This window comes from Flagellimonas meridianipacifica (assembly GCF_003001695.1).
Lineage (GTDB): Bacteria > Bacteroidota > Bacteroidia > Flavobacteriales > Flavobacteriaceae > Flagellimonas > Flagellimonas meridianipacifica.
Genome location: NZ_PVYX01000001.1, coordinates 558183 through 572770, shown reverse-complemented (window position 1 = coordinate 572770; position 14588 = coordinate 558183). Strand labels below are relative to the sequence as shown.

At 39.5% G+C, this 14588-nt stretch carries 7 protein-coding genes; 1 reads left to right on the top strand and 6 read right to left on the bottom strand.

The genetic code is table 11. The annotated features are described in order from the left end of the window. Window positions 1–14 precede the first annotated feature (14 nt). Window positions 15–3731 (top strand): BamA/TamA family outer membrane protein, encoded by a 3717-nt coding sequence (locus CLV81_RS02450; RefSeq protein ID WP_106143472.1) that lies wholly within the window; start codon window positions 15–17, stop codon window positions 3729–3731. Window positions 3732–3770: 39 nt separating this feature from the next. Here CLV81_RS02450 and CLV81_RS02445 read toward each other — a convergent pair whose 3' ends face one another. The 6 genes from CLV81_RS02445 to CLV81_RS02420 all read right to left on the bottom strand — a co-directional run bounded on the left by CLV81_RS02445 (window position 3771) and on the right by CLV81_RS02420 (window position 14460). Continuing rightward, on the bottom strand, window positions 3771–4682 hold the full coding sequence (locus tag CLV81_RS02445) for an NHL repeat-containing protein (RefSeq protein WP_106143471.1): 912 nt from the start codon (window positions 4680–4682) through the stop codon (window positions 3771–3773). Between the two features lie 109 nt (window positions 4683–4791). Further along, entirely contained in the window at window positions 4792–5664 is an 873-nt protein-coding gene (locus CLV81_RS02440) for an NHL repeat-containing protein (RefSeq protein WP_245911905.1), read from the bottom strand. Continuing rightward, window positions 5657–6559, bottom strand: coding sequence for a GyrI-like domain-containing protein (locus CLV81_RS02435; RefSeq protein WP_106143470.1), 903 nt, complete (start codon window positions 6557–6559; stop codon window positions 5657–5659). The genes CLV81_RS02440 and CLV81_RS02435 overlap by 8 nt, the downstream gene beginning before the upstream one ends. Window positions 6560–6577: 18 nt before the next feature. Next, window positions 6578–7906: a vanadium-dependent haloperoxidase gene (locus CLV81_RS02430; protein WP_106143469.1), complete on the bottom strand. Its 1329-nt coding sequence runs from the start codon at window positions 7904–7906 to the stop codon at window positions 6578–6580. Window positions 7907–7916: 10 nt separating this feature from the next. Further along, entirely contained in the window at window positions 7917–11168 is a 3252-nt protein-coding gene (locus CLV81_RS02425; RefSeq protein ID WP_106143468.1) for a VCBS repeat-containing protein, read from the bottom strand. Then, window positions 11161–14460, bottom strand: coding sequence for a VCBS repeat-containing protein (locus CLV81_RS02420; protein ID WP_245911903.1), 3300 nt, complete (start codon window positions 14458–14460; stop codon window positions 11161–11163). The genes CLV81_RS02425 and CLV81_RS02420 overlap by 8 nt, the downstream gene beginning before the upstream one ends. Window positions 14461–14588: the final 128 nt, after the last annotated feature.

Here is a 14588-nt window from a genome sequence, read left to right as displayed (position 1 = left end):
TCAACCTTAGCATTATGAAACTACGTGCATTACCGTTAATTCTATCACTTCTGATTACAGGATGTGCCACCTACAAAGAAAAATACGCAGAACCATTTCAAAAAAGTATTGTTCCCAGTGAAAAAGCGGTTGAACATACGTTCTATTTAATAGGTGATGCCGGGAAATCGCCGATGGGTGGATTGAATCCAGCACTTGAGATATTTAAGTCCAAACTTAAGGATGCACCTAAAGAAAGTACGGCTTTGTTTTTGGGAGATAATATTTATCCAGCTGGAATGCCCGACCAGAAGGATGATCCGGAGGGCTATAAAAAAGCAAAGAATAGTTTGGATGCTCAATTCGCAACGCTTGATGATTTTAAGGGGGACCCTATTTTTATCCCAGGAAATCATGATTGGTACAGTGATGGACTTAAGGGATTGAAACGACAGGAAGAGTACATTAAAGAGTCCTTGGGCAGTAAAAAAGTGTTTCAACCCAAAAATGGATGTCCCATCGAAAAGATTGAGATTAGTGATAATATCATTGTGATTGCCATTGATTCGGATTGGTACTTGGTGGATTGGGACAAACATCCCACAATCAATGATGAATGTGAAATTAAGGATAGGGTACGGTTTTTTGAGGAATACGAAAGTCTAATCAAAAAAAACCTGGACAAAACGATTATTGTAGCCATTCATCATCCCATGTTTACCTACGGCTCCCATGGCGGGTATTATTCCTTTAAACAACATTTGTATCCTACCAGTGGGAAAGTGCCGCTTCCCATTTTAGGAAGTATTGCCAATTTTTTGCGTAAAACTTCCGGGGTTTCTATAGAAGACCAATCAAACCAAATGAACAATCGTCTGAAAAATCGACTTGTGACCTTATCTCAATTTTCGAATAAGGTTGTTTTTGTATCTGGTCATGAGCATACTCTTCAATATGTTGTGGAAGAGGGTATACCTCAAATCGTAAGTGGGGCAGGAGCCAAAACCGGGGCTACCAAGCTAAGAAATGGCAGTAAATTCTCTACGGGAAGAATGGGGTACGCAGTATTGAAAGTCTTCGCAGATGGGTCATCTGCAGTAGACTACTTTGGTCCAAGAGAGAATGGTACGGAAGAATTCCTGTTCAGTTCTGAGGTCTTGCCTGCAGATTTAAAGGGTGACACCAAAGAATACCCGAAAGACTTTCCTAAATACAAAGAAGCATCAGTGTATTCTGAAGAGGAAATTAAAAAAACCGGTTTTCACAATTGGCTTTGGGGTGAGCGCTATAGAAAGTATTATGGTACCAAGGTTAAGGCCCCTACCGTTTTATTGGACACCCTGTATGGTGGTTTAAAGGTCGTTCGAAAAGGAGGGGGAAATCAATCCAATTCCTTGAGATTACAGCATAGTGACGGACGCCAGTTTGTAATGCGAGGCCTAAGAAAGAGTGCAGAGCGCTATTTACAAGCCATTGCATTCCAAGAACAATATATTATAGGTGAATTCGATGAATCCTACACTAAGGAGTTTCTCTTGTCCTTATATACCGCTGCTCATCCGTATGCCCCATTCACCATTGGGGATTTATCGGATGCCGTAGGAATTTATCATACCAACCCTAAACTATTCTATATTCCAAAGCAATCCACTTTGGGCGACTTCAATAATGAATTTGGGGATGGTTTGTATATGATAGAAGAGCATGTTTCCGACGGTCATGGCAATCTGTCAAGTTTCGGATATTCCAATAAAATTGAAAGTACTTACGACCTTATAAAAAAGCTTCGTAAGGATGAAAAATACAAGCTTGATGGAATTGAATATGTGAAAGCAAGATTATTCGATATTCTCATTGGGGATTGGGACAGACATATAGATCAATGGCGTTGGGCGGAGGTTGATGACCCAAATGGGGGAAAAATTTTCAAGCCCATTCCCAGAGATAGAGATCAAGCCTTTTCAATCTGGGGGGATGGATTGATTCTTGGAATTGGGAGCAAGACGATTCCTGCATTAAAGATTTTTGAAGGTTTTGGTGAAGAGGTCCGAAATGTAAAAGGGTTCACCTCGTCTCCACGAACATTTGCCTTGGACATGGCCATTTTGTCTGAAACGGATTTGGATATGTGGGTAAAACAGGCCAAATACATCCAAGAAAAGATAGACGAAGAAGTGATTGATAAGGCTTTGCAAAATTTCCCGGAAGAAGTGCGGGACGAGACGGTTCAGAAAATCAAAAGCAATCTATTGTCACGGAAAAAAACTCTGGTAGAGATTGCAAAGGAATACTATCGTGTTTTGAATAAATTCAGCGTAGTTACCGGAACGGACAAGGACGATTACTTCAGTATACGTTCTTTGCCCAATGGGAACTTGGAAATCATGGTGTATCGTATAAAAGGAGGCGAGAAAGAAGACCTGTTCTTCAATAAAACCTATAGTCCGGAACAAACCAAGGAAGTGTGGATCTATGGCCTTGACGATAAGGATGTTTTCGATATCAGTACCCCAAATTCCAAAATAAAGATACGGGTAGTGGGTGGACAAAATAACGATGTCTATAAAATAGCTGAAAAGTCAAGAAAGGTCCACACGTACGATTTCAAATCCAAGAAAAACACCTATGATCAGGCGTATAGTGGAAAAACCCATGAACTAGATGATTACGATACGAACAACTACGTCTTCGAGAAGGTAAAAGCAAGTAATAATCAACTATTGCCTGCCTTTGGTTTCAACCCCGACGATGGTATTATTCTAGGTTTGACCAATACCTATACTTTCAATGGATTTAGACAGAATCCTTTTACACAAAGGCATACCATTGATGGGGGTTTTTATTTTGCGACTAGCGGATTTGATTTAGGATACAATGGTGAGTTTGCCCATGTTTTTGAAAATGTGAACTTGGAGATTGATGCAAGATTTACAAGTCCAAACTTTGCCATTAACTTTTTCGGTTTTGGCAACGAAACAGAAAACAATGATGACACTGAAGAGTTGGAATTTGATTTTAATCGGGTTAAGATACAAACCATTAAGTTTAAGCCTTCCTTGGTTTGGCGTGGTAGATTGGGTTCAAAAGTACGCTTAGGGATTTCCTATGAAAATTATGATGTAGAAGAAACGGAAGGGCGTTTTATTGAAGGGTTTTTTACTGATGCGGGAAGAGATACTGAACAAGACTTTTTTGGAGTTGATGCGGAGTATAGCTATTCCAATGCGGACAATGAAGCTTTTCCAACTTTGGGGATGAGCTTTACCCTGCAGGGAGGGTATACCATGAACGCTACGGATACGGATAGGGCTTTTGCCTATATTATTCCAAGTTTGGCATTTGTACACAAGCTTACATCGGATGGGCGACTCGTCTTGGCCACTAACCTAAAAGGCCATGTGAACTTTGGTGATGACTTTGAGTTTTATCAAGGTGCCAGTATAGGGGCGAATAATGGTTTGCGAGGTTTTAGATTCCAGCGCTTTACGGGTAAGTCGGCCTATTTCCAAAATACGGATTTGCGTTACAGTTTCCGACGTTCCCAGACCGGGCTATTGCCAGTAACACCGGGAATTTATGGTGGATTTGACTACGGAAGAGTTTGGTTTCCAGGGGATTCCTCGGATAAGTGGCATAATTCCTATGGAGCTGGATTTTTTATAAATGGTGCAGATATTTTATCAGCCAATATTGGACTGTTCAATAGTGCAGATGGAATGCGTTTTGCATTCGGTTTTGGTTTTGGATTTTAATTGATTTGAAAGCGAACAGCACTCCGTGAGAGAGGCTTTTTACGATTTAGGTAAATCAATGTATCTAAGCGAGGCGGGACGCCCATTTCCGTTTTGAGAAATGTACAATCTTCTTCTTTTGGCATCAATTTCAATTCCATTCGGGGTTATGAATCCAGCTTCTAGAGCACTGCCGTCTTTTTCATTGTATTCTCCGGAACCCGCAAGCACCTCTACTTTTCCATTCATGTCAACTTGATAAATTTTATTTGAACCATATCCCGTACCATAAATATGACCTTCAAAATAAGTGATATAACCTATTACATATCCCGGATAAACTACAGGAAGTGTGGCCAGTTCGCTTATTGATTGATTATTGTCAATTTTATAAATCTTTCCTGTGGTAAAGTTGCTCACGAAAATGATGTTCTTTTCGCCATAGGTTATCCCAGTCACACCTTTGAGCCTTTCATCTTCGATATAGTCTTCTACGATTCCATCCATGCTCACTTTTCGCAGAACGGGATGCGTGTAACTAGGTATCAAAAAGAAGTCGTTTTGACTATCCAACAAAATATCCCCTGAAAATCCTTCTAAGGTGGCTATCTTTTTCATCTTACCATCTTTATATGACATAAGGTCACTCTTGTAAAAGGAGTTGCCGTTATTGAAATAATAGGTTCCATTAGGTGCCAGGGTATTTCCTACAGCTCCACTTACCTCCTTAGATAAAATGGTCGGTTTCCCTTCGGGAGATATCACATAGATATGTTTGCCTGTTCCAGAGATATCGGAATTAGCAGTTCCGTATTCGTTGATATAGATTTTTCCTTCCGCATCAATGGTGATAGAACCATTTCCCGAAAAGTCTTTCAGAAGAGTTTTTACCTCTACCGAAGAGTTTTGTGAAAAATGTGGAATGGAAACTAAAAGAAAGCAAAGAAGAACAAACGAATTGATTTTTTTCATGATTACCTGAAATAACTTGAACTAAGTAAATGCGTGGCAATCTATTTTGAAAGTTATCAGGCAATCGACCGTTTGTATACGCTGAGACCTATTATCTGAAAATGATATATCATTCGGAATTTTGAGGAAGTTTGAAACGATACAAGTTACGCCCCTTGGTTTTTGATTGCTCATCGGCAATCAATAAGGTTTGGTTGTCCAAAAAGCAAATGGACTCCTGTTGGGTTCTATACTCAACATCAATGACCTTTAGTTTTCCTTGAGTAAAATCATCAAAAGAAAAGTCCGTGTAAAGCCAAATGAATCCAGAACCTAAGAGTGCAATTTTTTTTCCGTCTGGAGAGATGTCCGCTCCGGTAATCGAACAAAACTGGCTGTCCGTGCAAGTCTTGAAGTCACCTACCAATTTGGCTTTGTATGAGCCTGGTGTATCGGGAATCTTGTAAATGAAAGCTTTTCCTGTGTACGGCCTAGCTCTGTTTTTAGTAATCACGTAAAGCGAGTTTCCATGGTGAAAGAAAGCCTCACAATCAAAATGCAAATTTTTCTTTTTAGGGGGAAACTCCTCTTGTTCCGGATACTCAAACTTTATTTTCTTTGCGGAGACTTTTCCATCCTCAAATCCTTGTTTCTTATCAATTTTGAGAATTGTAAGATTTTTTCGATCGTTTGCATTGTTTCCAAAATCCCCAATGTAAATGTTATCGTAGCGGTCTTTGGTTATATCCTCCCAATCGTGGTTTTTGCCATTTTCAACTTTTACCTCCCTGACCAAGTTGCCTTTTAGGTTTATCTGATATAGCTTGTCTTTATTTCCGTTGTCTTCAATTACCCAAAGACTCCTATCCTTCAAAGCCACTATGCCAGAAACCTCATTGAGTTTATTTGGTAGCTTCCCCAAGTAATCAAGATTTCCGTGCCAGGGTTTTTGTGCACATGCTTGACAAACGATTAAACCAAGAAGTACAATCAATCTATTCATCACCATTCTTTAAAGGCATATAAATCTCAGCCTGCCATTCCAATTCATTACCTCCAAGACTAGGATTATCTAAAAACACTTCGATAGGATTGGGGTCTACAGCAATTCCATTCTTTTCGGCATACGTCAAAATACGATACCAAGCACGGTCAGATGTACTATAGTTTCCCTTGTAAATAGCCTTAATGGCTTTTCTGCTCGAGTATTCCTTGAATTTTATTTCGCGGTGTTCAGGGAGTGAATCTGTTTTTTGTATCGGATAACAAAAGTTGAATGAAATACTGTCCGTTACGATATTCCAGTTTGTAATTTCTACAAAAGGTGTCCCTACAAGTTTTAAGTCATTTTCTTCAATGAAACTGCTCAAATAAGGGAAATCCCTCATCATATCGAACGCCTTTTTGGATTGAATTCCTTTTGCAGGTAGATAAGCACAAAAGCTTGGGGGCAGTTCAGCTTCACCTTCAACCTTTGCTTTGAACTTTTTAATATGATTATTCAAGAAAGCACTGTAATCCAATAAGTTCTTTTTTGAACGTTTTTCGATTATTGTATTGGTAAAGGGAATGAGAATTCTGTTTTTTAGACTATTTTTTTCATCGGTAATGCTAACTCTTATACTTGATGTAGAATCCGAAATGGGAGTAATAGTCCATTCATAGTCTACAACGGAGTCTCCGAATTGTAACCTTTGATTTACATGCAGTAAGTCCTTTTGTTCTAAGATTTTTCCAGAGAAGTTGCTTTTTCCCCATACCTTCAAAGTTTGGTTTATGGCTCCGGGAAAGGTATTGGCTTTGAAGGTTACAATGTAGTCGCTTGGTTTAATAAACAAATACCAGCTCAAAAGGAAAACCAAAGTTCCGACAAATCCAAATAAAGCTTTTTTCTTCATAGCTTACTTGAAATGAAACTATTGGGTCATTTGCAGATTATCAATTACGAATTTACCAAGATTTCGGCCTTGATTTACACCTATCTCCACTGCTGCTCTGTAATGGATACCACCATACATTCTACTGATGGCCGCCTCATCGGCTGCAGCTTTAAATGAAGGAAAAGAGCGTACAGGTAAACCATAAGGCACTTCGGTATCATCATGGAAAGCAAAATTGTCACCAAACACGTCTGTGAGGGCCACAGCTGCTGCACCGGAGACTACACTGTGTCCACTCGTGTATTCAGGAAAAGGTGGAGTCTGAAGTATAGGTTCCCAATTTTCGTCTATATGCTCATTTATAAGGGTCTCGGGCCGGATTAAGTTGCTTCTATATTTTTCATCCCAGCAGCTTATGAAAGCATCTGCCATAGCAATGGATGCCTTAGTGTATGCATAAACCGTTTTATGTAAATCAGCATTACTTTTTCGACTGGCTATTTTGGTGATTCCAATCCAATGGGCACCAGGAGTTATTTTTTTTGTAGCGAACATTAAGTGCCCTCTGGTAACCGAAACATAAGGATTGCAATCCCAAAACTGCGCAATTTGGACCTCTTCCGAAGCATCTCCTTTAGCTGTAATATCGTTGCTTATGTCATAGACTTCCTGAACTTCCTTATAGAAGTCTGAATCTTTGTCCATAGAAAATGGGGGGGGTGGAGTGGGTTTGAACTGACTTGCCGAATCAATTACAAAAGGACGGATTTTGCTCCAGTGGGGTTCTATTCCCGCCATATATGCTGGCGGTGTAGGTTGCCAACGGGAAGGGTTGTCGGTATCTACGGTAAACTTGGGCATGGTACGTGTTTGGGCATAATTGTCTCCATTCATCCATTCCGCAATATGCTCAGCTACTTCGAGACCATATTTTTTAGAGACTTCGTATTGATCCCGGTTCTTGGTTTCCCACAAAGCATAGAGACTATCCCGATACGTTTCAATTCGTTCCTCAGAAAAAATTAGTCTCTTGTTTAAATCGATATGGGCCACTAATGCCGCCAATTCATAATTAAGAGAAGTAGTATCTACAGGTTTGGGAATAGGGCTAAGCTCTCTGACCTGATTGGCTAAAGAAAGGTATTTGTTGTCTTGTGAAGCCAGAATTTCATAAGCTGCGATATTGGGATAAACAAAAATTCTGCTGGCAACGGGAGGAGAGAAAATATCATGAATCATTACTTGAGTTACCCTATCTACTGATTCATGGAAATCCTCAGGAGAAATGACAATATCCTCTTTTTTTTGTGAGCAAGAAATTACTAAAACGGCCAAAAACAGCAACAGCCCAATTCTTCGTATCATTTTAAACATTTTAGTTGAGTAGTTTATACATCTTTGATTTTTCGTTGTTGAAGGTGACCAATAAATAGTCACTTTCACCCACGGTAAGGACATGCAGGTGCCTTACTGATTTTTTGGTTAGGTCCAAACCTAAATCATCTCCCAAAATTATGTCATTTTTGGAAGAAATCAATGCTCCAGGGAAGGAATCAAACCTTCCGTGAAATGGCGTGGTCCCGAAATAATTTCCACCAACCAATACCTCTTCCGATCCATCTCCGTCAAAGTCATGGGAGACAAAAGCCGTTATAGGAGATACTTGAAGTTCTTCCCTAAAGGGAACAAAATTGAACTTACCATCTTTATTCTCTAAATATCCAGATCTAAGCTCGTTAACCTCTAAAATGGATGCTTCGTCCAAAACGGATTTCTCAAAAAGGGCATCAATGGGTTTGCCAGCGAAGTCTTTGTAGCTTACAAAGGTTTTTCTCAGTGAAACTATTTGACTGGATAATTCATCTAGGCCGAGGAGCGGAAATTGTTTTCCATTTTTCTGTGTGGTTACTATGGTTTCTGTTGTGCCGTTTTCATCAAAATCAGAGAAGTACATTTGCATGGGAGCATTAGAGTCTGCCTTAAATTTGGAGTTGGTTCCCCAGTTGCCCAATAAATAATCCATGTCCCCGTCATTATCGATATCAAAAGGGTGAATGCCTCTCCATAGACCATTTAATGTTTTTTCCGCTTCAAGCAAGGATACTTCTTGAAAGCCATTGGATGTGTTTTTAAAGAATTTAGGTTGCATCCACTCCCCAACAAGTATTAAATCATCTTTACCATCGGAATCAAAATCGCTCCACGAAGCATCCGTTACCATTCCAACCTTTTCAAAAAGATTTCCTTCCGAAACAACAAAGCCGTTTTCAGTGTTTTCTAAAAGGTAGGAATTTGGGATTTCTCCAAATTTTGAGGATACCACGTGGCTTCCAACAAACAAATCCAAATCACCGTCGTTATCAAAATCATTTGCTTTTATCGTTGAGGTGTTATCAAACAACTCAGGTAAATTGACAGTTTCAAAAAGAGAATCTTTTTGAACAAACAGCACATTTAGTAAGGGCCTGGCTTTTCCAGAAAAATCTGCTCCTCCAGCACCTATAATGAGGTCGTTTTTTCCATCTCCATTAAAGTCATTGATAAGCGCAGTAATATCTTCACGAATCGAATCTTTGAGGATTTCAGCAAACTTTTGCTCAATAAAACTGCTGTCTGTTTGAAAGTAAACCTTCGAAGGGGAGAATTTAGAACTACCCAAGAAAATATCCGTTTTATTATCGTTGTTAAGGTCACCCAATGCCATTGCGGGGCCTCTATCCGAAACACGATATGGAATCAACTTTTCTCGGTTGAAATCAATATGGTTATCTTCCTTGTGTTCAAAATCGATACCCAAATTGGAATCTATTTCCTCAAATAAGGGTTTCGTTTTTAGTTTTTTGTTGTACTCAAAAGGTTTGGTGTCTTTTTTGACCACTTTTAGGGTTTGATTTACATCAACATCCCTAAGCATTTGATGGGTTTTATCGGGCCAAACGATTTTTAATGAATCCACTTTTTGAGCTTGACCATAGCCAAAATGGACAATGGGCTGTGAACTGGACTGAAATCCCCTATTTGGGAAAAGCTCTTTAAACTGTAAAGTTCCTTTGTGGTACGAATACACCTTGGAACCAATTCCAAAAGGATTCCTTCCCTCAAATCTTAATTTTAGTTTTAAGTAATTGGATTTGGAATTTGTCTTGTTGATGTAAAGGGTCGCTTCTGTATTGATGTTATTGGTGACTAAGTCAAGGTCACCATCGTTGTCTAAATCTGCATAAGCAGTTGCTCCAGAAACCAAGGTGTCCTGTGTTATCCATTCCTTGGACTTGTTCTGGAATTTTAATCCCTCTGCCCCTCTAAAAACAGCGTTGTTGACCGCTCCTGACGGCATAAGGTTTAGGGCTTGTTGGTCCACTAACTTGGTGTTGTCTAGCTTTTTCTGAATTTGTTCATTGGAAACAAAGCGGATGTAATCCAAATCATTGGGCCGTTTTGGTATTCCGTTTGAGACAAACACATCTTGCTCTCCGTCCTGATCATAGTCTCCAAAAAGTGCACTCCAGCTCCAATCCGTTGCAGCAATGCCACTCAATAAGGCAGTTTCAAGGTAGTTCCCCGAAGGCTGATTGACATATAGCATATTTCGTGTGAACTGATAATGATAGCCAAATCGCTCCACACGCAATCGCTGAATCTGAATGTTATCATCACCTTCAGAGGATTTAAGTGGAATCTCATCTTCAGGTAACATATCCAGTGATAATAGGTCTGGCAGGCCATCGTGATTGATATCTGCTACATCACTGCCCATGGAGAAGCGACTGGTATGGCCAAAATAGTCTCTTAGGCTTTCGGTAAAGGTTCCATCTCCATTGTTGATGTAGTAGTAGTCGTCTTCGTGGAAATCATTTCCAATATATAGGTCAGGATACCCGTCCTGATTGAAGTCAGATACCGAAATACCAAGCCCATAACCATTTATCCCTCCAAATATCCCTGCATCTTCACTGACCTCGGTAAAGGTATCGCCATCATTTCGCATGAGCTTATCGCCGGTTTCATAGTTTCTTTCATACCGAAGGTCAACCCTTCCAAAAGACTCTTGGGTGTGAACCGCATGATTTAGAAGGTACAAATCCAAATCTCCATCCAAATCATAATCAAAAAAAACGGCAGAGGAGCTGTAGGAATCGAAATCAAGTCCATATTTGGATGCACTTTCAGTAAAGGTATTATCACCATTATTGATAAACAATTCATTATAACCTTCAAAACCATTGATACCCACAACCGCGCAAACATAGATGTCCAAAAGACCATCTCCGTTCACATCGGCCATAACAGTTCCTGTGTTCCAATCGCTTTTTCCTTCGACGCCTGCTTTTTCCGAAATATCTTCAAAAGTCAAATCGCCTTTGTTTAGATAGAGTTTATTCTTCACCCTGTTCCCGGAAAAGAAAATATCGGGCAAGTCGTCATTGTTGATATCCCCTATCGCTACCCCTCCTCCGTTGTAGAAATAGAGATAATCCAAAATATTGAGGGCATCGGATTCTTCAAGTGAATTCGTGAATGTAATTCCCGTTTGTTCCGAAGAAGGATTCTTAAAGAGTTCTCCTTCCTTTTTACCACAGCTTGCGATAAGCAATCCGGCTACTATGCTAATACAGATTCTATTCATTTATAATTCTCTCTAAGAACAAGGGTTTGGAATTGTTGATGCCAATAATATAATGCTCTTTGTTATTAATGGTTGCTTTTTCAATACTTCTGGCGGGCCCTGAAATGTCGATTGGGATGTTTTTGTTCCACTTGGGCCCATTATCCTTGAAACTTAAAATAATACCATGGGAGGCATCCATTCTTCCCAATTGTGTACTAATTTCATAGTTGTTCCCTACCAAGAGTAAGTCTTTTACACCATCACGGTCAAAGTCATCTGCAAGCATATCATTGACGGTTGATATTTGGGCGATGTTGGGAAGTTGTTTTTTTATGAATTGCAGATTGCCGGTGTTTTCAAAATAACAGCTGGCTAGTTCATATACCTCTTTCTTAATGGCGCTATCTAAGTTTTGTTCTCCAAAGAGGTCTTCCAAAGACGCTTTGGCAAAGCTTTTATAGGAAAGAAAATCTTTATTGAGAAATGGCAGTTGTTTTACCAACTCATCTTTTGAAGCAAATGGAGTTTCTTTAGTGCCGTGATAATAGGTAACCAATGGTTCTACGGACCCATTGGTGTCAAAATCTTTACTGTACAAGGTAAGAGGTCTTTCCAAAGAAGCCTTTAACTTGCTGTTCAATCCCCAATTGCCTACCACTAAGTCCATGTCCCCATCACCATCAAAATCATCAACAATTAAAGAGTTCCAAAGGCCATGGGAATTTTCCAAATTATCTCCTGATGCAAGGGTCAATTCTTTTCCGTTGTTTAAAAAGATGGTAACAGGCATCCAATGCCCGACCACTATCAAATCTGTATACCCATTGCCGTCCAAATCAATCCATGAAGCATCTTTTACATTTCCAACTTGTTCGAATTCTTTTGAAAAAACAGAGGTAACATCCTCAAAGTTACCTGAACCATCATTTTGAAATAGATATTGACGGTCTTCAATTCCAAATTGTCGGGGCTTTTGGTCTGAAGTAATTGTGAGGTCCATGTCCCCATCATTATCAAAATCCACAGCCAAGACTTTGGAGGCATTTAGTTCAACTCCTTTAAAAGCTAAAGAGTCTTTCACAAACCTTCCATTTTTATTCAAATAGAGTCTAGGTTGAATTCTACTTGAGGATTTAAATTCGTTCCCTGCACTGACAACCACTAAATCTTTGAAACCATCACCATTAGCATCGAAAAAGGTATGAGCAACATCTTCATTAAATGCATCTTGGGCGAACAACTCATCTTGCAGTTGGGTAAAGCCACCTTCCTTGTTCTGAACAAAGAGGGCAGATGCTTGAGCTTTGGCCCCAGAAATGAAAACATCATCCAACCCATCTTGATTTATATCTGCTACGGAAACACTTGGCCCGTTGTTCGTATTGGCAAATGGGATTAATGGATCTACGTTGAACTCCACAGTGGGTTTTTCATCATGGGCAAAAGGAATCAACCCTTCTACTGGTTTGAAAAAATTAAAAGACTTGTGCTTCAGCGAAGCAATCGAATCAAGGGCATCTTCATACTTAAGAGTAAGCTTTCCTACGGAGACTTCTTTCAAGGTTTGAAACCTTTTTGAAGGCCATATGACCTGTAAAGAATCAAGAATTGAATCTTTGCCCAAACCTAAATGAATCGTATTGGTCGTTGACGAGAGATACCCTTTTGTGGGAAAGCTTTCTCCAACCAACGTAGACCCTTTTATGTAAGCCTTGACCTTTACCCCAACACCAAATCTGTTTTTTGTAGTTCCTTCGAACGATAAGGAGAGAGAACGATTATTGTCCTTCTGGGTATTTTCCAAAATGTAGGCTTCTTCATTGACATTGTTCACCACAACATCCAAATCTCCATCATTATCCAAATCGACATAGGCACAACCATGGCTAAATGAATCTTCACTTTCACTCCAAGTGTTGGTCACGTCACTGAAAGTCAAATCTCCATTATTTTTAAAGAAATAGTTGGGCACTTTTTTTTCTGGAAGTTCACCAATAAAGCTCATCTCCTTTTGTGTCATACCGCTCTCTATGGCCTTTTGGATTTTTTCATTGGCAATGAAGCTGATGAAATCCATGTCATTGGTAGCTCCTTTAATCCCATTTGAAACAAAAAGGTCTTTATGACCGTCATTGTCAAAATCGGCAAACAAGGCACCCCAGGACCACTCTGTGGCAGCCACTCCGCTCATGTGGGCAATTTCATTGAAAGTTTGCCCCTTTCTGTTCAAATGCAGTGTGTTTTGCATGTATTGAGGAGCAAATCCATTCCTTAAATATTGGTCATATGTTGGAAAAGCATATTCCAGACCCGAAGTTTTATAGGTTTCCAAGTTTTCTGGGAGCATATCTAAAGAGATAATGTCTGTCCATCCATCATTGTTAATATCAGCTATGGTATTCCCCATGGAAAAATGGGAGGTATGGCCTAATACTTTTTCGTTGGAAGAAATGGTTTCCTTGAAAGTACCATTCCCTTGATTGAAATAGAAATAATCATTTTCAAAAAAATCATTTCCAATATAAACATCTGGATAACCGTCATTATTGACATCACTAATCCCGATACCTAAACCATAACCAATAGATCCCTGAAAAATGCCTGCTTCTTGGGATACATCCATGAACTTTCCATCATCATTTCTGAAAAGGATATCTCCGGATAGAGAATCGATTTGTTTACGCTTGCTTCCTTTACCATAGGTCCGGTTTGGTTTTACTGAATGATTGAGGAGATACATATCCAAATCACCATCCAAATCGTAGTCAAAAAAAGCAGCTTGGGTAGAGAATCCCGAGAAATCAAGGTTATACTTATCTGCTTCTTCTTTGAAGGTGGGAATCCCCTTGTTATCTGCCCCTTGATTCACATACAACAGATTTTTGCCCTTTAAGGTTTGGTAGTTCCCCACCTTACAGACATAAATATCCAACCAACCGTCGTTGTTTATATCAACTTGGGTAACCCCTGTGGTCCATTCATCCGAATTATCAATGCCGGAAGCTTCTGTAATATCAGTGAAATTAAGGTTTCCATTGTTCAAATAAAGACGGTCAGACTCTTGATTTGACGTAAAATATAAATCCGGTAGCCCATCGTTGTTAAAATCCCCGGCGGCCACTCCTGCACCGTTGTAGAAATACAAATAGGTCAGGATATTGAGCTCGGGAGTGTCAGTCAATTGATTTTTGAAAGAAACTCCGGTCTCCGAAGCGCTTCTTTTTTTGAAGAGTTTTTCCTTTTCCTGTTTTTGTTTGCACCCCGAAAACAAAATCCCCATTAGGCATAAAAAACAACAAAATCTTCCCATGAAAACAAAATAGGGTGAAATATAGACATTCCCCCAAGAACAGAAAAAGGGGAATCGTTAATGTTTGAAAAAGAACAAAAACATAGAAATTGTTGATTCTGTAAAGTTGGGTATGACAAATTGGTATA